The organism is Legionella navarrensis (assembly GCF_052527415.1).
Genome location: NZ_JBNVZR010000005.1, coordinates 38,342 through 63,855, shown reverse-complemented (window position 1 = coordinate 63,855; position 25,514 = coordinate 38,342). Strand labels below are relative to the sequence as shown.

The window sequence follows — 25,514 nt, the reverse complement described above, 5'->3', positions numbered from 1 at the left end:
TCCTGACCTGTTACGCATAAGCAAAGGCCCGATCCTGACCGGCCATGGCCCATTGGCTTTTCAATTGCTGTGACAGCAGGTACACAACCAGAGCGTATTGCGGACTGGTGTTGTAGCGGGTGATGACATAAAAATTCGGGTAGGTCATCCAGTATTCCGGTCCGCTTTTGGTTGTTAACTCTATCAAGCCGATTTTGGCAGGCTGATTCATGGAGGCCGTTAAGGGCTTTACTCCTGCTTCTGCCATTTGTTTCGCGCTGTAGGCCGCCGATTTGTAGGATGTGTTAATGCGACTGACACGTTTGGTATCTACTTTGGCAGGTTGTGCCACGCCCTGATTTAAGGCCCAGCCATGTTTATGAAAATAATTGGCTACGCTGGCAATAACGGCATGATCGTCGTTCATTAAATCTTTTTTCGGATCACCGCTGAAATTGGCGGCATAGTAACGGTAGCTGCTTGGCATGAACTGGGGTTTGCCCATGGCGCCGGCATACGAGCCTAAATACTGATTCGGGTTAACGTGGTGTTCCCGGCAAAGAAGCAGATATTCGCCCAGTTCCTTGGTGAAGAAGGGCGCGCGTGAAGGATAATTAAAAGCCAGAGTAGACAAGGCGTCGAGTACGCGATAATTGCCCTGGTTTTTGCCGTACATGGTTTCCACGCCGATGATGGCCACGATAATATTGGCTGGAACACCATACTGTTTCTCGGCCTTGCTCAGAGCGCTCTGATTCTGCTGCCAGAATTCAATGCCACCCTGCACCCTTTGTTGTGTCAGAAATAATTCTTTGTACACATCCCAGGTCTTTTTTTCATAAGGCTTATTCATGGATTCAATAATCTGAGGCTGAATTTGTACCTCGCTCATGATGGCGGTCAGCTCTTTTCGATTAAAATGATGCGTTTTAACCATGTAATTAATAAACTGCTGGACATCCTTGCGTTGCGTAAACGCGCGGTCAGCCTGCGCCAGACCGGCAGTTAACAAAGTAATAAAGACAAGGAGAAGGGTGAATAATCGTGACATGCTGGATCCTTGAAATACGGCAAAAGAATCATTGTAGTAAAAAAAAGCTGCCCAGAAAACTAATATCAATTGTTTAGGTGCTTTATCACTTTTTATGTTTATCTTTTATACGATTAACTACAATTTCAGCTAATTCCTTACTGTGGGGCCTGCTATCAGATCCCGCAGAGCGATGCCCGGATCGTCCTGACGCATCAGACTCTCTCCAACCAGGAATGTTTTGATCCCGTGATCCTGCATATGCCGGATATCCTGCGGCGTATTGATACCGCTTTCGCTGATGATGAGCTTATCGGCGGGGATGTCTCGGGTCAGCTCGATGCTGGTGTTGAGATCCGTAATAAAACTATGCAGGCTGCGGTTGTTAATCCCCATCAATGGCGTAGGCAGACGAAGGGCCCTGTCCAGTTCCTCACGGGTATGGCTTTCTACCAGCACAGCCATTCCAAGCTCCTGAGCCAGCTGACAGAAATCCATTAACTGCTGATCATCCAGCAGGGCAACAATCAACAATATACAATCGGCTCCGAGCGCACGACTCTCATAAATCTGGTAGCTGTCGATGATGAAATCCTTGCGTAAAACCGGGATGCTGACCTGCTGTTTCGCGAGCGCCAGATACTCAGATGCGCCCTGAAAAAAAGGGGCGTCGGTCAATACCGACAGACAGGCCGCGCCGTTCTGCTCATAGGAACGGGCAATGGCGGCTACATTGAAATCAGCACGAATGATCCCTTTGCTGGGTGAGGCTTTTTTGATTTCGGCAATAATGGCCGGGTTTTTGTTTTGCAAAGCGCCAGCGAAATCACGCACGGGCAGTTCCTGCTGATTGGCTAGAGCTGACAGGGGGCGGGCCAGTCTGGCTTCGCGGACTTCCTCTGCTTTTTTCAGAGCGATGGTATCCAGAATACTGTTCATAATTACGTTCACCTAAAGGTTTTTAACTGTTCATAGCAGCGAAGTGCGCGTTTTTCGTCAATGGCCAGCGCTGCCAGGTTCAATGCAGTTTTAAAGGTATCCGCCACGCCGGCACAGTACAGTGCGGTGGCACTGTTCAGCAATACGATATCGCGGGCCGGTCCATATTCACCGTGCAATACAGACTCGATTAATTGCAGGCTTTTTTCCGGACAATCGACGACAATCGCGTCTAGATCGCGGTGATTCAATCCGTATTCTCTCGGATCAATAACCCAGGTGGAATAGCTGCCATCCCGGTATTCAAGCACATCGGTGGGCGCGGCAATGCTGACCTCATCCATACCATCGCGAGACGTAAGCACCAGAAAACGCTCGCTGCCCAGATTAACCAGAACCTCGGCAACAGGTTTTTGCCAGCGTGAATCAAATACCCCAACCACCTGCCGGGTGACCCGCGCTGGATTGACCAGTGGCCCCAGCAGGTTGAAAAAAGTGCGTATGCCAAGCTGTTGTCGTGCCGCACGTGCCTGCTGCATGGCCTGATGGAAATGTGGGGCAAATAAAAAGCAGATATTGTTCTCCTGCAGGCTGCGTTGGAGTTGTTCGTCCGAAAGATTCAGCTCAATGCCCGCCGTCATCAGCAAATCAGCACTGCCGCTGCGACTTGATACCGAACGATTGCCGTGTTTGGCAACTTTTGCGCCTGCGGCTGCGGCAACCATGCTGCTGACCGTTGAAATGTTAAACGTGTTTTTCCCATCGCCACCTGTGCCCACAAGATCAACCAGACCGGTCCCGAGATCCACACAGTGAGCCAGCTCCAGCATGACATTCGCCGCAGCGGTCAGCTCCTCAGCGCTTTCTCCCTTCATGCGCATCAAGGCAAGAAACGCAGCGATCTGAGCATCGGATAACTCCCCGGTCATGCAGGCGAGCATAATGGTTCTCATATCCGACGGATTTAAGTCGTTTCCGGACATGATATGTTCAAAAAAATGAGACAGGTTCATGGTATTGGCTCAGATCAACTCAGCTTTGGATTGTAGACCAAAATACCCGTTCTGACGATAAAAATTGATCAATTAAAGACGTCACTTTCTGATTGACGACCGGTTTTTCTTTCATTATCATCCCTCTCGCAAACCTCGTGGTTTAAATGGAAAATAAGGATGTAAAGCATGGAACTCCAATGGAATTCTGTTTTTTTTATTAATAAAATCAAGGCGATTTCTGCTTTTCTTATCGCTTTTCTTTCAATTGCTGCTTACGCGGAGCAAGCGGATTTTTCCCCACCATACCCCACTGGCTCCATGTTGATGCAACTGGCTGAAGCCCCGGTCCCACCCGTATTGTCCATGCACGCCATACCCATTCAGGATGCCCGGATTAATGCAGACTTTCATCTCTCGTTACTTCCCTATGTTGGCTCTTCTCCAATTGAGCTGCGTTACCAGATAACGAATGCCTTTGTGAACACTCAGACTGCATATCTGAGCGCTAAAAATACAAGTCTGGACGGTCTACCCGGCGGCGTAACCCAGACGATTGTAAAACCCGGCGATTGCCCAAAGCACTTTGTTCTGCTTAACGATGAAAGCTGCATGCTGCATCTGCTCGTTAACCGAAAACAATATACCGCTGGCGATTTCGCCTATGGCCCGCAGGCGTCCATGACGGTATCCTGGCGCTGGGGCCGGAATAAGCGCCGCTCAAAAACGATGCCGACAAATGTTCAGGCACCGGCATCGCAGCGAATTGTCGACTTGCTCGCGCCGATCCTGCGCCCTGTCGAGCTGAGCGTTGAACCCATTGCCCAGGCCGGCCTGCGATACAATCATGCCACAGCTGCAATTGAGGGAACACCGACGCAGACAGGTGTGTTCCGATTCAGTATCCGTGCGGAGGATGGTAATTCGACCACGGCAAAACGTGAACTGCTGGTGCGCGTGGGTGTTGATCCCAAAGACACGCCGGTATTCAAAAGCATCGTAAGTCTGCCCAGCGCCATTCCCGGTCAGATTTATCAGCAGGAATTACTGAATCTGCTTGAACCATCACCCGGCTTTATGGTGAGCAATCAGATTGCGTTTCGTATTGTTCCCACCTTACCGCATCCTTCCTGGCTGCATATAGACGAAAAAAATCCGCTTTTACTGACGGGTCGTCCGACCCTTTCTGATGCGGGTATGAGCCATAGCCTGACCCTGATTGCTGTCTCGAATACAGGTGGCGAATCAAAACCCCTGACCCTGCAAATCCCCGTCGCCATTGATCCAACCCAGAAGCCTGTCCTCAGGCCGGATATTGTTCTGAGTGCGACGGCCGGCTCGGTTTTTCGCTACGACTTTCGTGATGATATCAGCGACCCGACGGAGGACGGTGGGCTTCGGCTTTATCTGGACCGGGTGGAGCCGCAGGCGGAGTGGTTAAAACAGTCGTCCTCAGCACCCCTGACGCTGACGGGTGTGCCTGGGGAGGGCGATACGGGACGAGAGTACCGCCTGACCGTACGCGCGCAGAGTGCGCTGGGCGGCATGTCTGAGCCGGTATCGGTACGGCTTCAGGTGGCGATTAATCCGAGCCTGACGCCCATGTTCCATGCAGCGCGGCCGCACCTGCCCCTGCTGTGTGCAGGGCAGCACTACGAATATGATTTTGTCACCAGCGGCGACGTATACCCGGACTACAGCGAGCTGCCCTATGTCATCGAGCTGGCAGAAGAGGAGAGCAACCCGAACTGGCTGCGCATTGAGGATAACCGGTTGATAATAGACCGCGTAACGGATGGTCTTGAACCCAACCAGTACGTCTACCTGCGAATCAGGAATATACCAGGCGGTCGGTCTGAAACCTACGCTCTGACGCTGTACCTGAGTCAGGATCGAAGCCCTTCTCTAAGAATACTTGCCACACCAGGTGACACAAGACTCGATACGTAGAGGGAGCGGTTATCCTTCTACGACAGCGCTGACAGCTGCAAGATACGTCAGACTCGTCCTGGCGCCCAGGGAGTTACGGTGTGAATTAATATGCGTTTGCCCGATCGTCAGATTTAAATTTTTCAGCAGGTTTTTGAGGCTGTGCTATAGTTTTATTCACAAGCAGGATTTCATAGATTTATCTGAATCCTGAGGCTGTTTATGGATTGTTACAGCTTTGCATGATCTCCAGTATGACAAGACGATAAATATTCAAACAGGTCAGGGATGGATATTAAGACATGGACGCAGACGGCGATGAAATAATACGTGAGTTTCTGACAGAGAGCAGTGAGCATCTCGATAGCCTTGATAGCCAGTTTGTTGCTATAGAGAAAGACTCATCTGATCAAACAATACTGTCTTCTATCTTTCGGTCAATACACACCATTAAAGGTGGAGCAGGAATGCTTGGGTTTCATCATTTGGAAAAACTGACCCACGCGGCTGAGAATTTGTTGTCATTGCTGCGGGACGGAAAACTGCAGATGACGATGGAGATATCAACGACTTTACTCCAAACCGTTGACGCCGTTCGCTGTATGCTCGATTGTATTTCGAAAACCTGTCAGGATGGTGAGGAAGAATACTTATCTTTAATTGATACATTAACAAGGCTGCAAACAGTACCCACGACATCCGCGCAACCAGAACCCGCAATGCCCGTGCAACCAGCGCCCGAGATACCCGTGCAATCAGCACCAGAAGAGCAGGTGGCTAATGACAGTCAGGGGTTGGAGTCATCAGAATTAAAAAGCGCCTTATCAACAGATACATCCATCCGAATTAATGTAACCATTCTCGACAAGTTAATGAACCTGGTTGGTGAGCTGGTTCTTTCAAGGAATCAGGTCCTGCAATGCGTTACGACTCAATCTGACCCGAATTTTATTTCAATTTCGCAACGCCTCAATCTGATTACGTCAGAATTGCAGGAAGGCATCATGAAAACGAGAATGCAGCCTATTGGAAATATCTGGAATAAATTTTCGAGAGTTGTTCGTGATTTGGCTGTGACCTGTAATAAAAAAGTCAAGTTAGAAATGCATGGCCAGGAAACAGAACTGGATAAAACATTGATTGAAGCCATTAAAGACCCAATGATTCACATCATGCGAAACTCAATGGATCACGGGATCGAACCACCCGAAGTACGCAAGGCCAGGGGTAAACCTGAACAGGGAACGCTGCGCTTAAATGCTTTTCATGAAGGTGGGTATGTCAATATTGAAGTCACAGACGATGGCGGTGGCATCTCAGCTGACAAGGTAAAAAGCAAAGCCGTGGCAAAGGGATTGATCAGCGCTGAGCAAGCGGCACGTATGAGTGAACACGAGGCCATTAATCTGGTGTTTTTACCAGGCTTATCTACCGCTGAACAGATTACCAATGTCTCCGGACGAGGGGTGGGTATGGATGTGGTTCGTACCAACATAGAGCGAATTAACGGTACAATCGACATACAAAGCAAAGCAGGTATTTCCACTTCACTCAGGATTAAGATTCCATTAACGCTGGCCATTGTACCTGCGCTCATTGTGACCTGTGAGAACAGTCGCTATGCCATTCCGCAAACCAGTCTTTTGGAACTTGTTCGTCTTGAAACGGAGGAAATCACGCAACACATACAATTTATCAAGGATACGCCTGTTTATAAGCTCAGAGGAAAAATACTGCCCTTGATTTACCTATCAAAAGAACTACGTTTAACGAATGAATCAACATCAAATTCAGCAAATGAAGTCATCAGTATAGTTGTATTACAGGCAGGTGAAACAAGATTTGGTCTGGTCGTTGATAATATAAATGACACACAGGAAATTGTGGTCAAACCATTAAATAAATTCTTTAAAAACCTACAGGCCTTTTCAGGTGCAACCATTATGGGCGACGGAAAAATATCACTTATTCTGGATCCCGTAGGCCTTGCCCAAAAAGCCGGGTTGATTTCGTTTAATACGCAAAAAAGCAATGCCGTTCAAAGCGCCCATTCACATGCCGAGTCTTTTGAAAAACAATCTTTATTACTGGTCCGATCCGGTAACGATAATCTAATGGCAATCATGTTGGATAAAGTGGAACGAATCGAAGAATTTCCAGCTTCCAGTATTGAGAAATCAGGTTTACAGGAAGTCGTTCAATACCGGAATTCGATTATGCCTCTGATTCGTTTGAGCAAATTTATAAATACCAACACAGAAACGTTATCTGTAGATGGAAAAATTCAGGTGATTGTCTGCATGAGCAAAGACAAAAGTTATGGATTTATCATTGATCAGGTCTATGACGTTGTGGAGGGAGTATTTGATTTGCAGCAGGAAATCAGCCGCCCTGGCGTGTTGGGTACTACCGTCGTTGAAGGTAAGGTTACGGAACTTCTGGATATAGACGCCATTCTTTGTACGGCCTTACCAAATTACTTTAACATCATTGAAGCAGCTTGAGTATAACTATGACTACTGAAAGAAAAGTTTGTACTTTTTGTGTAAACGATCATTATTTTGGATTAGACATAGCTGAAGTCCAGGAAATTATTCGTTATCAGGAGATGACCAGCGTTCCACTGGCTGACGAAACCGTTAGTGGTTTAATCAATTTGCGCGGCCAGATTGTAACGGCGATTGATATGAATGTACGGCTGGGTTTTGTGCGGACTCTGGATGCTAAACAGCTGATAAATATCGTTGTGCGTACTGAAGACAGCGCTGTAAGCCTGCTGGTTGATGCCATTGGAGATGTGATTGACATCCCCGAGAACTCTATTGAGCCGGCACCAGACAACGTGAAGGGGCGGCTTCATAAGATGCTGAAGGAAGTTTGTAAACTGGATGACAGGCTCTTGTTAATTCTGGATTTGGAGCAGGTGTTGAAAATCGAGCAGGAAGCCTGAGAAAGTATGGATAAACATAATAAGGGAATATGATGAATACAAATGAACGTGTCCACACCGAAAATAATGCACATGCTATCGGGTTCCAGATAATGAACCAGCCAGGAGCAGCTGGCTTTACATACAGTCCTGAGGAGTCAGAAGCATTGTTAAAATGCATCAACACCTCCAGCATCCTCGCTACAGCGGACACGCAAGGGAATATCCTGACAGTCAATGACAAACTGTGTGAGATCTCCCAGTATGATCGCGAGGAGTGTATTGGAAATTCGTACAACATATTCAGACACCCTGATATGCCAAAGAGCTTATTCAAGGATTTATGGGCAACCATTAGTTCGGGCAACGTTTTCCGTGGAAAAATAAAAAACAAAAAGAAAGATGGCTCGCCCTTTTTTGTGGATGCCGTTATCTCTCCAGTATTAGGCGATGATGGTAAACCGGTCAAATACCTGACTGTGAGCTATGAAATTACTGACGAGGAGTTAGAAAAGCAAAATATGATCGGCGCCCATAAAGCCATTGATGAGGCCTATGCCTGGGTGGAGTTTGATCTCAAGGGAAATATTACTTATGGCAATAATAGTTTTCTGTCCTTAATGGGTTATCGGGCTGATGAGGTTATTGGCAGACACCATCGGATTTTTGTTGACCCCGCTTATACCGAAACCCCTGAATACGCTCGATTCTGGGAAGACCTGAACAGCGGTAAGGCTTTTCACGACGATTTCTGCCGGATTGCAAAAGATGGATCCCCTGTTTGGATACGTGCTGTTTATACCCCGGTCAAGGATAACTTGAATCGCGTTGTCAAGATAATAAAACTTGCGATCGATATCACGGAACAAAAAAAGAGAGAGCTTGATTTGCCTCTAAAAGTCGAGCGTATTCTGGAGGTTGTGGACGCTGCCGCAAAAGGGGATTTGACCAAAGAGATTTCCGTTGACGGTACCGAAGCGATCGACAAGGTTTGTGATGGCTTGAAAACATTTTTCGGTACATTACGCAGCAATATTCACGCCATTTCAAAGAGCGCCGAAATTCTGGCATCCTCAGCCACAGAGCTTTCGGCTATTGGCCAGGAAATGTCTGGCAATGCCGAGGAGACATCGGTGCAATCCAATATCGTATCGGTAGCGGCAGAACAAGTCAGCCAGAATATTCAGACAGTAGCGGCTGGAGCTGAAGAGCTGGATGCCAGCATTAAGGAAATCGCGAAGAATTCCGTGGATGCGGCGCAAGTGGCCATGCAGGCAGTAGGGCACACCGAAGAGGCCAATCTTACCATGGTGAAACTCGGTGAAAGCAGCGCTGAGATTGGTAATGTGGTCAAAGTGATAACATCTATTGCTCAACAAACCAATTTACTGGCTCTCAATGCAACCATTGAAGCCGCTCGCGCCGGTGAAGCGGGTAAGGGCTTTGCTGTTGTGGCAAACGAAGTAAAAGAGCTCGCTAAGGAAACGGCACGAGCCACTGAAAATATCAGTCGTAAAATCGAGGCTATTCAGGCTGCTACTCAGGATTCGATGAACGCAATAGTCAAAATCAGCTCGATTATCAAGGAAATCAACGAATCACAAAATACTATTGCCAGCGCGGTAGAGGAACAAAGTGCAACAACCAAAGAGATAGGACGGAATGTTTCTGAAGCAGCAAAAGGCGGATCTGAAATTTCTGAAAATATCATGAGTGTTGCCAAGGCTGCGAAGGAAACGGCCGAAGGCGCAAGCAACAATCAATTGGCAGCCAGCGAATTGTCTAAAATGGCTGTTGAGCTTCAAAGCATCGTGTCTCAATTCAAATGTTAGGGGACGTTGATATGTGCGGACCCAAGTCCTGCGCTCTATGCGCAGGATCGATGCAAAACTGGCTGATAAATACCTGTTAATGCGTTTGGAACAGACTGGATTACCGGGATAAAGCGCGGAATGCAGGCAGGGAACCAAATGTGAATTTCTGAAAACAAAAGGGTAATGGAGGTAGTGTTTATGAGAGTTATGCTTGTAGATGATTCCAAAACAGCCAGGTCTATTCTGCGACGCATTTTTACAGAATTGGGAAATTGGGAAATATTGGAAGCAGAAAATGGTCAGGATGCACTGGATAAACTGGCTGGAATCGATTCAATCGAACTGACCTGCATTGACTGGAATATGCCTGTAATGAATGGACTGGATTTCCTGAAACAGGTGAAAAAAATTCCACGTTTTTCAAAAACATGGATGATGATGGTTACATCAGAAACGGAAATGGACAATATTGGCCGTGCCATGGTTTCGGGCGCTAATGAATACATCATGAAACCATTCACGAAAGACGTTATTTTAGGAAAACTCGAGATGATGGGGCTGGGATAATATGGAACAAACAAATCAGGATGTAGCTGTCCCCAGGACTCGGGTCATGATTATAGATGATTCGGCATTAATGAGGCGGGTCATTTCAGACATGATAACGCGCAATTCCGATATGGAGGTTGTGGGTTCATTGGCTAACGCCAGATTTGCCATCGCTATGGTTGAGCGGCTGAATCCAGATATTATCACCCTGGACATTGAAATGCCCGAAATGGATGGATTAACGGCCCTGTCCGAATTGAAAAAAAAGTACCCTGCCTTGCCGGTAATCATGTGCAGCACCCAAACGAGGCACGGAGGTCAGGCAACCCTTGAGGCCTTGAATCGAGGTGCCGCTGATTATATTGCCAAGCCAGGCGGGAATCACTCCCGCGATGAGTTATTCGAAAAAATGAGCCACGAGCTTACGTTTAAAATCAGGGGATTGGCCAGGCAGTCCTCTCGTAACAAGCCAACAACGGTTCAATCAGTCATACGCAGGTTGAAAGCAGCTTCTGACAATGATCGCATCGATATTCTGACTATTGGAGTATCTACGGGTGGCCCCAATGCCTTGACAAAACTGCTGCCCGCCATTCCTGCCAATTTTCCCATACCCATCGTTATCGTGCAGCACATGCCACCTGTTTTTACAGGGCTCCTTGCCGAGAATCTGAACAGCAAGAGTGCTATTCGGGTATCTGAGGCCAGGCACGGTGATGAGTTACAGCCTGGATGTGCTTTGATTGCTCCGGGAAACTATCACATGAGGGTTGAGCGACAAAATATGAAGCATATTGTAACCCTGAATCAGGACGAGGCTGAAAACTTTTGCCGTCCGGCTGCCGATGTTTTGTTTCGTTCTGTTGCTGCAGAATTCGGCTCTCATTCATTGGCAGTGGTCATGACAGGAATGGGTAAAGATGGCCTGCTCGGCTGTGATGATATTAGCAAGCGTGGTGGCCAGATTATTGTGCAGGATGAAGCAAGCAGTGTTGTCTGGGGCATGCCAGGCGAGGTTGCAACGGCGGGGCTCGCGCAGGAAATACTGCCGCTTGAAACGCTCAGTCATGCGATTATTCAACGTGTTAATAGAAAAAGAGTCCTATTATGAACCCGGCCGACTTTGATTTTATCAGACAATTCATAAAAAACGAGGCGGCTATTATCATCGAACCGGGCAAAGAGTACTTTGTCGAATCCCGTTTGAATCCAGTCGTCAAAGATGCGGGCTATCCCTCTCTGGAGGGATTAATCAGTGACATCAGATGCAAGCCCATCGAAGATTTAAAGTTGAAAGTTATCGATGCGCTCACCATTAATGAAACCCTTTTTTTTAGGGATATTCATCCATTTGAAGCGTTAAAAAATACCATACTTCCCGCAATTCTGGCTAAAAAAGGGAAAGACAAGAAGCTCAATATCTGGTGTGCCGCTTCCTCCGGCGGGCAGGAGCCATACACTATCGCCATGATTTTAAAAGAGCACGATGACAGCATGAAAGATTGGACAATCAATTTTATTGCCAGTGATATTTCAGAAACCATGCTTGCAAAAGCAAAAGAAGGTATTTACAACCAGCTGGAGGTTAACAGGGGCTTGCCCGTTTCTTATCTAATGAAATATTTTAAAAAAAATGGATCCAACTGGCAGATTAATGATGATATTCGCAGAATGGTTCGATATCAAAAAATTAATTTAATGAGTCCATGGCTGTTGCCAACAATGGATTTGGTTTTTATGCGCAACGTACTGATTTATTTTAATATTGAAACCAAGAAAAATATTTTTAAACGGGTTGAAAAAATGCTGCATCCAGATGGTTATTTTTTTCTGGGTGGTGCTGAAACAACCCTGGGAATCAGTGATGAATTTGAGCGCACAGATATCCACAGAGTTTCCTGTTATCAACTAAAGAAAGGGAGCGTTCGATGAATTGCACTAACGCATTGGATAGTTGGATTCATGCTGCAGCCGAAGCGGCACATGATTTTTCAGGACAAATGCTCGGTCTGGACGAGTCGGATAATGTCTACGATATAAAGCGGGTATATGATGACGTTTCTGATTCACTACCTGGCTCATGCATTGCTCTTTCCTGTGGTGAAGATCTGATAGAAATTTCCTTTTTGTCTCAGGAGGAGGTACTGACAAAGATTGGCAGACTGATGCTTGTTATGCCCCCTGAGGAGGAGTTAAGACGCGAAGACATGATGGATGCCATTAAAGAAGCCATTAATATAATATCCGGCGGAGTAAAATGCCGGCTTAACAACGAGGTGACCGGGGGAATTTTGTTAGGCTTGCCCACTTATTCTGAGCAGAAAAAAATCCATAATACAGGCAAGGAATCGATTGCGGGGATGATTCACGTGGCCAATATGCCCGTGCTTTTGTCCGTTAATCGTATACGTTGATTTAGTCTTATTCTAAACAACATACAGGAGGTGTAGGATGAAAATACTTATCGTGGATGACAGCAAGGCTATGCGCATGCTGGTGTCATTAAACCTGCGCAAGGCTGGTTATTCAGGACATACCATTATTGAGGCTGATAATGGAGCTGCAGGTCTTGAAATGGTTCTTGCCCATGAGCCTGATCTGGTGATGTCAGACTGGAACATGCCGCAAATGACCGGAATTGAATTATTACAGGCAATTAACACGAAGCATGAATCTGATCAACTGGAAAAAAAACCGGTATTTGTATTTGTAACCAGTGAATCTACTCATGATATGGTATCTGCAGCAACCGATCTGGGAGCAAGGTGTTTTATCACAAAACCGTTTTCGGCAGATATTTTTGAAAAAAAACTGACAAACATTATCAGATAACCGGAGACAGATCATGAATAAACGCTCATTCCCATCCTGCGGTGAAACTCAAAAAGTTCTTGCTGATTTAACCGGGTCGGAAATCAGAGTCAGAAGTATGAGTCAGTCAGAACAGACCGCGTCTCAGGGGGTTGGTTACCTTGGATCATTTTGTTCTGCCAATAACGAAATACGTGCATTAATAGGAACTGACCTCAAACTTTCAGCAAGTCTGGCCGCATTACTGACACGATTTATGTCAGGGGTAGCCAAAGAGGCGATTGACTCTGGGGAACTGGATGAAACGCTGCACTCTAATCTGTTTGAGGTAATAAATGTTTTGGGCGGAAAATTGAATGCTGAAAATGTTGAGCATGTGAGATTTATTAATATACACCATATTAATAAGTTACCAGAAACATTTTCCTCATTTCTCAATGATTCGCAAGTCCAGCGGGTTGATTATCAAATAACAGTTCCAAGTTACTATGATGGTGTATTATCTTACTATATTCATTCGGCCTAGTGCCTTGTCAACATTGAATGCGTGGATAAATAAATTATGATAAGCGATAGAGCTGTATCGTCGCATCAGATTTTCCCTCATAAAACCAGCCTTTTTGTCTGGTTGTTTGAGTAATTTATTACCACGCTCCGATATTCAGCCTGTGTTAAAGGATTAACTTGCTGGATATACAACTCTAAAGTGCTATTCCATTATAATTCAGAGAGGTTACCATCGCATCTAATGAGACAAAGGATTGCAAATGACAAGCAAAAATCTAATTTTACCCAGTGTTGTAAAATTTCAGCGTATTGGAAAATTTTTCATTTGATCACTTAAATATAAGTGCAATATTCCAATAACAATAATGGCTATAAAGTAGTATTTAATATCATCTGAGTTTCTACCTATATTCATCATTGGTAATTTTTTAATTGTCGCGGACAAATCATTAGTCCGCGAGATTTCTTTAAAGTATTGTGCAACTTGTAAATTTAGAAGGATGAATAATTTCATTTGATTCAATATTGTTGGTTTTTGAAGTTAAATCAAAATAAGGTAAATTATTGGAAAGTTGATATTCACTATCTAGTTGACGAAGTTTTCCAGCAATTAACTGTAAATTTGAAGGCTCTAACTCTATAAAATCATTGTTGTCAAAAGATAATTCGATTTCTGAACCGACTATAAAAAGAGGTGCTGTTTCGAAATGAAGGGTACTCGTTCCGGAAAAAGCAGGGTTTTGATCAAAATAGTCCAACATTGCACTTTCTGATGAGAACACCAAAAATTTTTCTGTTTTATTAAATGCGGAAATTAAATCCTTTTTACGAATATTAAAAGTAGTACTAAAAAAAATACTCGCAATGGGGTTTTTTGTAGAAACAGTTCCTGAGCCAAAGCTAATATCGTCATTTATAGATTCTGTAATTGCAAAATATTCGTACACCCCGATCTCCTATTGATTTAATTAGGAATGAGTTATATCAAAATTCAAACATAATACCCACCTTTATCACTTACTTTATTTCAGGTTACAGAAAATCACTGATAGTTAGAATCCGTCAATTTGCCTGGTAATTGAGATACGAAATAATCGCTTGGTGTTAACAATAAAAGTTGTAGTAGTTCAAACTTGATCTGACAGTTGCCGGATTTTTAGAAGTGTCTGTCGGGTCAAATTTAGTTGATAAATTTTTCCATCCAGATTTGTTTACCAACATTCAATGTTTGCATTGGTGTTCGTCCGCAGCACATTTTGTCCCATCCATTGCCTCATGCAAGATATCAGTTTAACATATTTATCTGTATGACGGTTTTCGGTAGCAACATGTATCTATATTGACCGAAAGCATAGGTTTTTTATAATGCATATGCACGGCTTCAATTTTTTTTTAAGCAGTAATACCATTTATACCCGGGAGTAAATTGTGTCAGCAAACAGTGAGTCCGTTACAGAGCAGATAGATAAAGAATCAACAGCAAAATCACCTGAGCTTTTTATCCGGGATCATAGCCTTCAAAAATATGTAGATAAAAATATCGTCAAAATTTTAAAAACTATTTTTGCAGATAATAACCCTGATTCTTTGATCGAGTTAGTGCCCGGGTTTGTTGGAATCGTCACAATAAAAAATTTTGAAGGCATCGAGTATGATGCCTTTAAAGATTACATTATTAATAACGAAATTGACCCTAATAACATTAGTACAAGCCGGCAAGCACAATACAGGTCAAAACACATCTTTCTTCCGCGATCAAGAACATGGGATTCTTTCTTTAAAGCTAGAGAGTCATGTGAACAAATAAAGATTACTTTAAAATTTAAAGTAGATGTCCCAAACCCAATAGGCAGTACTTCCAAGTATACTATGTGTATATTTGACATATATTTTAAAGCGTTGCGTTTAGATCAGGAACGCATTGAAAATTTATTGATAGATAATCCTCGTATGCTTGTGTTTGACGAAGAGGACGAACAAAATATTTGCTCCATACAATAAGATTTTCTGCTATCAGTCATCGTTTTGTCACTTGATTCCCGCACTACTCAGTTTGACGAGACGATAACGACAGTTAAAAAGCAGTATATATTCTCATGATGAACTGATAATGGTGTCGAGAGATCGGACTACCAGATATATCAGGATTCGATGTAGTACGTCATTTAAGATTTCTGGAAAAGGAAGACGGAAGGATAAGGACTCCAGTAATTGGACTAACGGCGCATTCTGTGCAGGATACTGAACAGGAAGCACTTCAATCAGGCATGAATGAGGTGCTCAGTAAACCTCTGCGGCCTGAATATATAAATGATTTGATAAAAAAATATGATCTACATCAGAACCTTGCCACTGAAGACGTTAAAAAAATCGAAACACCCAGAAAAAATTTGACCAGGCATGATTTACCTGAAAATGCCGGCGACATGTTTCAGCTTGAGCAATTTGCGCTTTTGGATGAACAACTGGGTATGGAGAATTGCGGAGGCTTCGAATCATTAAAAGAGCTTTTAGGCATTCTGATAAATTTTGAGCTGCCCGGCGACAAAGAAAAAATGCAGGAAGCATTCAGGCAGAAAAATTATGCCGATGTTGAAAAACTGGCTCATAAAATCAAAGGCGGCGCCGTATACGTTGGTACAGTCCGGATGAAATATGCCTGCCAGTACGTAGAGCGCTACTGGAAAACAGGGGAGCGCGAATTATTCGATACCCTGTATCACCAGGCAATTTCAGTGATTGATGAAACATATCGGCATATTAACATTTGGCTTGATAAACAATAGATAAGTTGATATCCCACTAAATGGCCTCGTTCTTAGGGGCAGCTTAACTCGAACACCAGATCGAATGGCAATTTTGTTGCTCATGGCAGCTATTGCTACTTTCGCTGCATGGCTTGTGAGAATAATCACTATTAAGCGTGACAATGCATCTGACTATCAAGCTTATGAGGGTGATGATATCAATAATCAGATTGTCCAGGGCTTCTTTGATCAGTAATCTATGATCAACTTTAATCACGTATGTTTCAGGGGGCGTTGCTCAGTTGATTGCACTGGTGTTTATCATTTTTTTTCAGGGCTCGAAGTTTATTAAAAACCAGCATGTTAAAAGAATTGCCAACCTTACACTTTTTTAAAGGTTGAATGATCACATTAATCTCTTTCAGATCAACTCAGGAGAAGCAGCTATGCCAGGACATGTACTTGCCGGGGATTATCCCGATAAAAAACTCGTTATTGTTGGCGGTGGGATCATTGGGTATCTGGAAGCATATTATGCATTTTTGGATGCCAGACAGCGCGGTGAACGCCTGCGTGTAACCATTCACGAAAAAAATGCCAGGCTACACGATACGACCGTTTCGCATCTGGTTCCAAGTCTGTCGTCATTGGAAATACTTGCTGTTGTGCCAAAAGGAAGCAAGTTGATAGATTGCCTGCAGCATAAGTTTACTGAAAGAGATGGTTTGCGTGTTGATGATGTCTCCGGGGCAAATGACTCTGTAGAAAGTCTGGCCTTTTTGCAGGCTGTGCTGGCTGATAGTCATGATGAGACAAAGTATGGGCTACGAAAGAAAACATTGATGGCATTGGGCGAAAAAAGCATGGCCTTATGGCAGGCATTTTACGATCAGGCAGATAGCGAACTGCAGGCGATATTAAGGGCTGCAAATTTTCAACCTTCCCACGAAAGGAGCGGAATCGATGAAAAAAAACTGCATGACGGTTATCGCTTTCATTTCTGGTTTAACACTGAAAATGCCCTTGATAAAGCACGCGAATTCCAGGAGTCCTTTGAGCAACTGGGTTATCAGGATTGCAAGATCCTGTCACCGGATGAAGTCATGGCGATTGATCCGGTTTTTCAGGACTTTTGCAGGATGCATTCATCGACAAGCGAAGAGGGAGTACGGGTCTGGAATAGTGATGCTTCTGTACTTTGGCGACCGGGAGGTTGCATTGATACCCAGGTATTTTTGCCTTTGTTCCACGATTATTTGCAGGCTTTGATGGGGCAATATGTGAATGAAGAGGGCGTCATTAAAAATGCATTCAGCGTGCATTTTCAGCACAAGGTTGAGAAGGCGATCTGTGGTATAGGGAATCGAATTCACGGGTTGCAGTTTTTTGGCATCCCTGTTGTTAAAACCGATAAACACGCCTATCACCAGACTGATTTTGTTTTTTGTCCCGGCGAATCTGTTGGAACTTTAAGGCGACTTGGCTTTATGGAACCTCCTTATGCCCGGTTTGCAGGAGCATCGCTGGTCTTGAATTTTCCTGTTCCGCCAGAAAAACGCGCTCAATACGAGCATTTGAATGAGTATATGTCAGCGGTCAGGGATGGCGTTAGTTCGGTGTGGCAAACCCGACTTATTGGCGACAGAATTTTTATGGGTATTGCCGGAACCAAAGCGTATTACGGTGTTGAAGAACCCTCAGTTGAGCAGGAATTTGCCAGGAATAGAGCCCTTATCCAGCTTGATATGTTGAATACAATATTGCCAGAATTGATTTCTTTGGCATTAGGTCGTGATACAAAAGGGGTGGCCATGAGCGAGACAGATTTAAATATCCTGGAAGAGCAACAGCTGGCCACTCGATGGGTGGGCTCCAGGGCTGTCGCGTATGATGGATTTCCGACAATTGGCCCGCTCTATAATGAAGAGGGTAAAATTCAAAATGGACGCTGTACGACACACCTCGGCTCAGGCGGAAGCTCTTTTTCACATGCAAGCATTCTGGCAAGCCGACAAAGTGATTTAATTGACCCAAAATTGGTTGCAGACGTTTTGGATTTCGGAGACACAAGAAGAGGGCCAGCACCAGGGTGATATTCGCCCATACCCTGTCAAAAGCCAGTTAAAATAAGCTGAACAGCACATAATTTTTTTTGTGGTGTAATTGTTGTTTGGGGTAGATAACGTACCTTATCTATCTCAAACAGGGTATAATGGGAAAAATGCTCACGGAGAAGCCCTTGAATCCATTGGCCGCCAAAAATGACAAAAATCGGAAGTTTGAGGTAGATAAGATTTTTCATCCCCTGGATGTTCATTTTGATACCAACTCACTTTCAGCCTGGTTGTCATTTTATTATCAGGTTCATGTCCTGGGTGCGCCTGAAAAAACAGAGCAGGCAAAAAAAAATGATCTCGCCAAATTCCTGAATTTTTTTCAGAGCGGGGTAGGGCACGACCAGGTTGATAACTGGACGCCAGCTGTGAGCAAACAATTTCAACGATCCCTTTGTAATACTGTCTCTGAGAAAACCGGGAAAGCGTATAAGGCCACGTCAATCAACCGAACCATGGCCACCATTCGGCATGTTGGTCGATGGCTGCATCAGCAACGCCCCTTGATCGCTGGCAATCCTTTGGCAGGCGTTAAGGATTTACAGACGGAGGCGCCGGAATGGAATGGCCTTACGTCCAGGCAAATTATGCGCTTGAAAGCGGCCTGCGAGCAGCGGGCAAAAATATGTACCCGCAAAAACCAGAATGCGTTACTGGAAACGGCGGTCTTTTATGTTCTTCTCGGAACCGGCTTGCGAGAATCCGAGCTGGTGACATTGAATGTGCATCAGTATCATTCAAAGGGCTTGCAATCCGTAGTGCGCCACAAGAGTAAACGCGTCACCAATAAAATACCCCTGCCGCAGGAAGCCCGTGAGCATCTGGATGCGTATCTCGCCAGTCGTACTACTGGATCAGACGAGCCGTTGTTTGTAAACCGGGCAGGTAATAGAATTAACACTCGTAACATTTACCGGATTTGCCAGCGTGTTTTACAGCAAGTTTTGGCATTTCTGCCGGAGCATGAGCAATTTGAGTTTACACCCCATAAATTGCGACATACTTTTTTGAAAAAAGTAACGAACAAGCATGGGGTACATTTTGCACAGGAGCTGAGTGGTAATGTTTCAATTAAGGAAATTTTTCGTTATGCCAAACCGAGCCAGGATGAGATGCAAACTACAGTAGAATCTTTGTTTGAGGTCTAACACATGATTTTTTTCTCAACATACATGGATTTGATTGACCCCAAATAGTTTAATATATTGAAATTAATTTTCATCTAATACAAGTCAATTTATGGAGATACTATGGATCCAACTACAACTTTAATTATCAGTAGTGCTGTAGGTGGTGCGGCGGGGAGCTTCATAAAAGAAATCTCATCAAATGGCGTTAAATGGCTTATTGATTTAGTGACGGCACAATCGCCTGAAATGCAAGCCGCTGCTAAGAGAAATTTGGAAAATTTTGTAACTCGGCTAGCACAAAGAGTAGAACGTTTAGAAAAAGAAATTCCTGCTGATAAATCTGAAATTTTTGAGAAAGCGCTGAATCATCCTGGTAGTGCGTTATTAATTAAAACAGCAATGGTTGATTCTGCAACAACAGACGATGATGACCGGCATGAACTATTATCTGAGTTAATTGCTCAAAGGCTTACTGCAAATGCTGACGATATGATTGCCCTAGCTGGATCTGCTGCTTGCTCCGTTATAATCTCATTATCAAGTCGACAAATTAGAATCTTGTCAGTTCTCTCTACGATTTATAGTATAAGGCCATTACAAAAAAATAATGTTACAGAACCAACTGACGCAAAAGATTACATTAACAAGTGGTGGCAGAAAAATATCAACCCCTTAATTGATGATGGAAATATTGATAATGCAACATCTCTTGATTTTGAACATTTAGCGGCTATGGGTTGCATTAGAATAAGTATCGGAACGTCAGATCTTGCTAAAACTATTTCTACTGGCATTGTATCACCTGACTTAGATTCTAATATAACCGACTTTATTGGTCAAAAATGGTTTGATACACTTAATAATCAATGGAGCTATCTAGGTCATGCAATACCAACTTCTGTTGGTCAATTAATTGGAATTCTGCATCGAGATTCAAAATTAAAAGAAAAAACACAAATAAATTGGTAGGCGTCAATACTACTCAACTCAATGTTCCATTTAGATATGTGTTTTAGAGCTTTTTAATTTTTTATTATATAGAACTTCTTGGTTTGCGCGCTAGTAAGTGAAATTAAAGAAGCAAATAATGTGGGCTCATTCGCAATTAATCTAGGCTAATAATTTTATAGTGGCGATTAATGTGTGTCGCAATCGATTTAAATTCGCAGTTATTTTGGACTAGAAAAATACGATAATTATGGGAGAAGTGATTTGTGATTGCGAGCTGAAACACTCGCCCATGCTGGATGGCATACAGAAATTTTCATGTTACGTATTTTTCATTTTATTTTATTGCACTAAAAACGTGGAGATTTTACCATCCAATAAAATTTATAGTGTCAATATCAATTTTTATTTCATTTAAAATATATGCTTCTATTCCATCATTTATTTTTATCTCTTCTATGTTATCAGGACTAAAATTCTTATAATCGAATTTTATCCCTATAGTACCTTCAATTAGAACTTCACATTCACTTTCTGCTTCATAATAATGATCACTGTGATCAGTTACAGAGAATTTAGTTGCATTGTTCATGGCATAATAATCAGCTTTAAATATATAAAAATAAATAGATACTTGAAATGTTGCTCTAAAATTAAAGCCTAGTATACCATCACCATAATAGGATAATTTTTCTATATTAATATCAATATTTCCTTTGTCATAAGATGATATGGTCGCCTCATTGTTATCATCTGGTATTGTATGATGTTCGATAACCTCCCCTATTAATCTATCACCAAGGTTTTCCCCAAGAAAAACCTCTAAGTAATGTGATTTATTATTATATAATTTTATTAGTTCATGAATAATTTCAAGATGATCAATAAAATCTAATTTTTTTAATTCATCTTGAATCTCATCGAGACTAATGAATTCGTTTAATGATGTAAATACCCGTACTTTATCATTGTCTACATATGTGTCTTTTATCTTTCCATCTTCACAAACAAGATATAATAACTTAATTTTCGGAAGAATTTCTTCAATAGATTGGACAATAAAACTATCAGGAATATCATTTCTTATCTTAGGTTCCTTTAATGGAAGAAACCCCATGAAATATGCATCCCAAGCCTTATTTGATTGTTCGATGGACAAATGAATAATCGTTGCATTAATTGATGCCGCCCATTTGGTAAAGAAGACTTCTGAATCTTCTAATATATTTATATAATTATCGTGTAGTTTATTTTTTATCTCCTCTATGAGATCCTTTGTTGAAAAAATTAAATTATTGCGTGTTAAACCCTCTAAGTTATTAATAATTAAATCCATTGCTTTTTTTGATTTCAGTCGCTGCTGACTCTGAAATTCTCTGCAAACTATATAAGGTATATATAATTTCATTTTTTTGATTTACCCAATTTATTCAAAGCATTAAAATCAAGGTCATCTCGACGCGGATTCTTCGTGTAAATATTTGTATCAATGATTATATTTATCATACGGAAATTTTAATTCATAAGATGGTTTATTTTAGTTTAGTAGATATTAAGAAATTTTTAATAGTCCTGACATCCTCTTTTGTCTATAAGAGGATGTCATTTTGGTTGATTAAAAACCGCACTACAAAATATGCAGAACAATCCGCCCATCCTTCCGCGGCATTTTCTCCATGCCTAAAACAGCCATCGGCAAAAAATTCATTTTGCAATGCTCATTTGAGCTAAAAATGGAACTTAATATCCAACCCCATTAGGGTTGACAAATAACCCCTATGGGGTCATAATACTACTATGAAAAAAATAAAAAAATTACAGGTTGTGGTGGAAACTGCGGAATATTTAAAGCAGGCGGAATCTTGTATGGATAAAAAGAGCAGGGAGGATTTTATAAGCTATATTGCTCAAAATCCTACAGAGGGTGCTCTTATATCTGGAACTGGTGGAGCAAGGAAAATTCGATGGACAGCTGATATTAATCAGGGTAAGAGTGGTGGTTCTAGAGTTATCTATTATTACCATAACCAAAATATGCCCATTTTTTTATTTACGGCTTACGGAAAGAATCAAAAGGAAAATATTTCCGATAGTGAGAAAAATATATTGAAAACCATTATTAAATCTATTGTTAAGGCTTATGGGGAGACGGATCATGAGTGATTTAGGTGAAAGTTTATTGCGTGGAGCAATGGAGGCTCTTGAGTACGCCAAAGGAAACAAAAAAGGCGCGGTTGCACATGACGTATTAGTTCCTGCTCAGGTAGATGTTATGGCCATTCGAAAAAATATGCACATGAGCCGCCAGAAATTTTGTGAAGAGTTTGGGTTCAGCGTGCGAACATTAGAAAAATGGGAGCGGGGCGAACGAACTCCGGAATCATCTGCTAGAGCTTATTTGACTGTTATTGCAAGCAATCCTGCTGCTGTTATTACAGCGTTACATAAAGAGAATTGATTAATTAGTTGACAGGGGATCCCTAAAAGAAAAGGTCGTAATATTTAATAAAGTTAGGTCTGATTACTGTGATAATCAGACCTGAAGGGATTTACGTCCAGATAAAATGACCCAGGCAAAACTTAGACTTGCAATGGTATCTTTAGGATAAGTTGAGACTAAAATCGGTCGCTTTATGCGAGGAGCCTGGAATCACCAAACAAACATTATATAGACACCTGTCACCAACAGGTAAGTTACGTTGTGATGGTAAAAAATTTCTTGAAATCAATTGATTGCTGGAGCCACTACAATTCACAGCAAAATAATACCAAAAATTTGTATTTTCCAATTCATAAAAATGGCAAATTTCAAACATCTTGGCCGCATTATGTTCGTGACGAAAAAATAACAAGTTTAAGGGGATGAAAATGCAAATAGAAGATCTTTCTACTACAAGTATCAATAAATTAACTGCAGCTGGATTTAAACCTCATCAAAGCATTGAGCGAGAAAGAATTTGTGGTGGTTATATTTATTCAGATTTTTTCACGCCATTAACATATGCAATTTATCATAATGATTTCGATTTGGTTCAAGATCTCGTAGAGCACGGAGTTGATATTAATAAGATCTGTCCTCGTGGTTTTACTCCCTTAATGAGAGCTGCTGAGCAAGGAAGGGATGTTATTGCGGATTATTTATTACAAGCGGGCGCAGATGATAGCTGTAAAGTAACATATATGGGGAAAAATCGAGACGCTTACTCCATAAGTAAAAAAATGAATAAAGTCCCTTTATGTAGTCTCTTGGGACTTTGGCAAACAGCGAAAAAAATATTAGGTACTGCTAATACAGATAGAACTACTGAGATACTAAAGCCCAAAAGTCCATAAGTGTGTGATTCATAGACATCGTTTCAATTAATTGATAGATTTGTCCGTCTTATGAAACAGCAAATTAAAGCTAGATTCACTTGGGTAAATCTTTATCTGGAAACTAAAGATGCAGGATATGTTTGCCGTAAATGCGGTATTTCTCGTCCTACCCTGAGGAAGTGGTACAGACGATATTTAGAGGCTGGGATCGATGGATTGAATGATCAAAGCAAAAAGCCTCATTTATCACCAAGTAAAAAGTTAAATTCAGAGCTGATGAACTCATTCTTGATTTGCGTATCAGCCGTAATCTCCATAGATTATGCGTTTTCTTTCATGGAATTTTTTTGATTCTTTAAAGCCTGCTTCCAATCTTTGTCCTTTGTGAAGACAAGTTGAGCCGCCTCTTCAAGAAAAAAACCTATATCAACAATGTTTGCCCACTTGCAGTATTCGTTAATTTTAGTCAGAACTTAAGAATGGATTTCAATTTTGATTTTATCTTTTGATTTTCTATGTAGACCACTAATAATGGCCATTGTTAATTCGTTATCTAAATTGGATTAAATTTCGCAATTATTTTATCACCATATTCAACCTTAAAATATATTGTCGTGGTGAAAAAAATATGAATCTCTTTAACGTGCTTTTGCCATTAAATTTAAAATCAATTTATAGCCAAAATTATCATTTTATTTAATTCTGGCTAAGAAGATTCTCTTAGAGGCTTAGTTAATTGAATCAATCGGTGTGATTTCTTTGTCAAAAAAGTAGTAATGAATAATCGGGGTACTTGAGTTAAATGCATTTTCAACGATGTAATATTGAGAAACGTTTCCAGCTTGTCCTGAAGAAGATAATGGATTATCAATACATAGATATGCAGCATCATTAAATTCTATTTTCCACCAACTTGCAGTAACAGATAGCTCCCCACCGGGCCCGATATTAGGATTAACTGAATGATTCTCTGCTAATTCAGTATCGTATTTTGAGTTTTTTATTATCAAATTGACATTATTATTGCAGGTTATGAATCCATAAATAAAATTACTGGTTGTATTTTCAAAGTGGTCTACACATCCTGGTTCAACATTATCATCTTGCATGCCAAGCGGGCTTGGTATTGATGAAATTGTTACTATAGACCTTGATGCTTTATTATTTTTACAAGATCCAATCACTTCCGGAGGAAGTGCTAACGCTAGTGGAGTTAGAGTAACTCCTAAAAAAAGAGCGCTAATACGTTTTATTGACACTGTTTACCCCCTTGCATTCAAATAATCGTTAGTATTTTTCCAAAAAACCGTATGTCCATAGCCTGCAGTAGACTCCAATATATAATCATAATGTCCTTTAGCCTTGGTTACATCTTTTCGGATGGTGACCGGTCATAACCATCAAAAAACTCTCAGGGCTGGCGAAAGTGGCGAGTAATAGAAAATTTATGAAAAAATGTTCTGCCTATTAAGCGCAAAAAAATCTGAGCCAGATTTTCAGTCTGCTGATCATCAAGATAATTTGTGTCATTATAGATCTCTTCAATCTGATCTATCGAAACGTTGAGGGCTAACGCCAGTCTGTTCAGATCAAATTCATCGAGTTGTAGCAGCATATCGATCATAATTTTTTGGTTGTCTCCTTTGAATTGAAATTGTTCACCTGTAAACTCCATCATACAGACCATGCAATTACTCCATATACTCAAATAAAAAAAGGATCGTGGTTAACCTTAACTAATTTAGTCAACATTAAGCTGTGGCAATTATAATCGAAACAAA

Annotated in this window: 25 protein-coding genes and 1 pseudogene; 19 read left to right on the top strand and 7 right to left on the bottom strand. The window is 42.1% G+C overall.

The annotated features are described in order from the left end of the window. Positions 1 to 10: 10 nt before the first annotated feature. From mltB to trpD, 3 genes are all read right to left on the bottom strand, one after another. Positions 11 to 1,030: a lytic murein transglycosylase B gene (mltB, locus tag ACQUTA_RS04765; protein WP_444987064.1), complete on the bottom strand. Its 1,020-nt coding sequence runs from the start codon at positions 1,028 to 1,030 to the stop codon at positions 11 to 13. A 129-nt stretch (positions 1,031 to 1,159) separates the two neighbouring features. Next, positions 1,160 to 1,948, bottom strand: coding sequence for an indole-3-glycerol phosphate synthase TrpC (gene trpC, locus ACQUTA_RS04760; RefSeq protein ID WP_444987063.1), 789 nt, complete (start codon positions 1,946 to 1,948; stop codon positions 1,160 to 1,162). 8 nt (positions 1,949 to 1,956) lie between these two features. Then, positions 1,957 to 2,961, bottom strand: coding sequence for an anthranilate phosphoribosyltransferase (gene trpD / locus ACQUTA_RS04755; protein ID WP_444987062.1), 1,005 nt, complete (start codon positions 2,959 to 2,961; stop codon positions 1,957 to 1,959). 168 nt (positions 2,962 to 3,129) lie between these two features. Between trpD and ACQUTA_RS04750 the strand changes: the two genes are divergently transcribed. From ACQUTA_RS04750 to ACQUTA_RS04705, 10 genes are all read left to right on the top strand, one after another. After that, entirely contained in the window at positions 3,130 to 4,890 is a 1,761-nt protein-coding gene (locus ACQUTA_RS04750; protein WP_444987061.1) for a hypothetical protein, read from the top strand. A gap of 281 nt (positions 4,891 to 5,171) precedes the next feature. Continuing rightward, positions 5,172 to 7,373, top strand: a complete 2,202-nt coding sequence (locus tag ACQUTA_RS04745; RefSeq protein ID WP_444987060.1) for a chemotaxis protein CheA — start codon at positions 5,172 to 5,174, stop codon at positions 7,371 to 7,373. 8 nt (positions 7,374 to 7,381) lie between these two features. After that, positions 7,382 to 7,819 (top strand): chemotaxis protein CheW, encoded by a 438-nt coding sequence (locus ACQUTA_RS04740; protein ID WP_444987059.1) that lies wholly within the window; start codon positions 7,382 to 7,384, stop codon positions 7,817 to 7,819. 32 nt (positions 7,820 to 7,851) lie between these two features. Continuing rightward, positions 7,852 to 9,630, top strand: a complete 1,779-nt coding sequence (locus ACQUTA_RS04735; protein ID WP_444987058.1) for a methyl-accepting chemotaxis protein — start codon at positions 7,852 to 7,854, stop codon at positions 9,628 to 9,630. Positions 9,631 to 9,810: 180 nt separating this feature from the next. Further along, positions 9,811 to 10,179: a response regulator gene (locus tag ACQUTA_RS04730; protein WP_444987057.1), complete on the top strand. Its 369-nt coding sequence runs from the start codon at positions 9,811 to 9,813 to the stop codon at positions 10,177 to 10,179. Between the two features lie 46 nt (positions 10,180 to 10,225). Next, on the top strand, positions 10,226 to 11,272 hold the full coding sequence (locus ACQUTA_RS04725; RefSeq protein ID WP_444987056.1) for a protein-glutamate methylesterase/protein-glutamine glutaminase: 1,047 nt from the start codon (positions 10,226 to 10,228) through the stop codon (positions 11,270 to 11,272). Further along, positions 11,269 to 12,093: a CheR family methyltransferase gene (locus ACQUTA_RS04720; protein ID WP_444987055.1), complete on the top strand. Its 825-nt coding sequence runs from the start codon at positions 11,269 to 11,271 to the stop codon at positions 12,091 to 12,093. The genes ACQUTA_RS04725 and ACQUTA_RS04720 overlap by 4 nt, the downstream gene beginning before the upstream one ends. Beyond that, positions 12,090 to 12,575 carry a chemotaxis protein CheX gene (locus ACQUTA_RS04715; protein ID WP_444987054.1) on the top strand — a complete coding sequence of 162 codons (486 nt, stop codon included), beginning with the start codon at positions 12,090 to 12,092 and terminating at the stop codon, positions 12,573 to 12,575. The genes ACQUTA_RS04720 and ACQUTA_RS04715 overlap by 4 nt, the downstream gene beginning before the upstream one ends. A gap of 37 nt (positions 12,576 to 12,612) precedes the next feature. Further along, on the top strand, positions 12,613 to 12,993 hold the full coding sequence (locus ACQUTA_RS04710) for a response regulator (RefSeq protein ID WP_444987053.1): 381 nt from the start codon (positions 12,613 to 12,615) through the stop codon (positions 12,991 to 12,993). Positions 12,994 to 13,006: 13 nt separating this feature from the next. Then, positions 13,007 to 13,498 (top strand): hypothetical protein, encoded by a 492-nt coding sequence (locus tag ACQUTA_RS04705; RefSeq protein ID WP_444987052.1) that lies wholly within the window; start codon positions 13,007 to 13,009, stop codon positions 13,496 to 13,498. A 448-nt stretch (positions 13,499 to 13,946) separates the two neighbouring features. Here the strand turns inward: ACQUTA_RS04705 and ACQUTA_RS04700 are convergent, their stop codons facing one another. Then, positions 13,947 to 14,426, bottom strand: coding sequence for a hypothetical protein (locus tag ACQUTA_RS04700; protein WP_444987051.1), 480 nt, complete (start codon positions 14,424 to 14,426; stop codon positions 13,947 to 13,949). A gap of 481 nt (positions 14,427 to 14,907) precedes the next feature. Between ACQUTA_RS04700 and ACQUTA_RS04695 the strand changes: the two genes are divergently transcribed. From ACQUTA_RS04695 to ACQUTA_RS04675, 5 genes are all read left to right on the top strand, one after another. Continuing rightward, the gene (locus ACQUTA_RS04695; RefSeq protein WP_444987050.1) at positions 14,908 to 15,480 is read left to right on the top strand and encodes a hypothetical protein; all 573 of its coding nucleotides are present in this window, start codon (positions 14,908 to 14,910) and stop codon (positions 15,478 to 15,480) included. 122 nt (positions 15,481 to 15,602) lie between these two features. Continuing rightward, the gene (locus ACQUTA_RS04690; RefSeq protein WP_444987149.1) at positions 15,603 to 16,265 is read left to right on the top strand and encodes a response regulator; all 663 of its coding nucleotides are present in this window, start codon (positions 15,603 to 15,605) and stop codon (positions 16,263 to 16,265) included. Between the two features lie 407 nt (positions 16,266 to 16,672). Next, positions 16,673 to 18,319, top strand: coding sequence for an FAD-dependent oxidoreductase (locus ACQUTA_RS04685; protein WP_444987049.1), 1,647 nt, complete (start codon positions 16,673 to 16,675; stop codon positions 18,317 to 18,319). Between the two features lie 146 nt (positions 18,320 to 18,465). Further along, positions 18,466 to 19,488, top strand: a complete 1,023-nt coding sequence (locus ACQUTA_RS04680) for a tyrosine-type recombinase/integrase (protein WP_444987048.1) — start codon at positions 18,466 to 18,468, stop codon at positions 19,486 to 19,488. 102 nt (positions 19,489 to 19,590) lie between these two features. After that, entirely contained in the window at positions 19,591 to 20,439 is an 849-nt protein-coding gene (locus ACQUTA_RS04675; RefSeq protein ID WP_444987047.1) for an LPO_1073/Vpar_1526 family protein, read from the top strand. Positions 20,440 to 20,785: 346 nt separating this feature from the next. On the opposite strand, the gene ACQUTA_RS04670 is transcribed toward ACQUTA_RS04675, so the two are convergent. After that, positions 20,786 to 21,826 carry a PIN domain-containing protein gene (locus ACQUTA_RS04670; protein ID WP_444987046.1) on the bottom strand — a complete coding sequence of 347 codons (1,041 nt, stop codon included), beginning with the start codon at positions 21,824 to 21,826 and terminating at the stop codon, positions 20,786 to 20,788. A gap of 389 nt (positions 21,827 to 22,215) precedes the next feature. On the opposite strand from ACQUTA_RS04670, the gene ACQUTA_RS04665 reads away from it, so the two are divergent. From ACQUTA_RS04665 to ACQUTA_RS04650, 4 genes and pseudogenes are all read left to right on the top strand, one after another. Then, positions 22,216 to 22,581, top strand: coding sequence for a type II toxin-antitoxin system RelE/ParE family toxin (locus ACQUTA_RS04665; RefSeq protein ID WP_444987045.1), 366 nt, complete (start codon positions 22,216 to 22,218; stop codon positions 22,579 to 22,581). Beyond that, entirely contained in the window at positions 22,574 to 22,876 is a 303-nt protein-coding gene (locus ACQUTA_RS04660; protein WP_444987044.1) for a helix-turn-helix domain-containing protein, read from the top strand. The genes ACQUTA_RS04665 and ACQUTA_RS04660 overlap by 8 nt, the downstream gene beginning before the upstream one ends. 410 nt (positions 22,877 to 23,286) lie before the next feature. Next, positions 23,287 to 23,751 carry an ankyrin repeat domain-containing protein gene (locus tag ACQUTA_RS04655; RefSeq protein ID WP_444987043.1) on the top strand — a complete coding sequence of 155 codons (465 nt, stop codon included), beginning with the start codon at positions 23,287 to 23,289 and terminating at the stop codon, positions 23,749 to 23,751. Positions 23,752 to 23,802: 51 nt separating this feature from the next. Further along, a pseudogene (locus ACQUTA_RS04650) lies at positions 23,803 to 24,047 on the top strand (helix-turn-helix domain-containing protein); the annotation flags it as partial. A gap of 414 nt (positions 24,048 to 24,461) precedes the next feature. On the opposite strand, the gene ACQUTA_RS04645 reads toward ACQUTA_RS04650, so the two are convergent. Together ACQUTA_RS04645 and ACQUTA_RS04640 are read right to left on the bottom strand one after the other, a co-directional pair. Then, entirely contained in the window at positions 24,462 to 24,992 is a 531-nt protein-coding gene (locus tag ACQUTA_RS04645; RefSeq protein ID WP_444987042.1) for a hypothetical protein, read from the bottom strand. Positions 24,993 to 25,144: 152 nt separating this feature from the next. Further along, positions 25,145 to 25,411, bottom strand: coding sequence for a hypothetical protein (locus ACQUTA_RS04640; protein WP_444987041.1), 267 nt, complete (start codon positions 25,409 to 25,411; stop codon positions 25,145 to 25,147). Positions 25,412 to 25,514 lie beyond the last annotated feature (103 nt).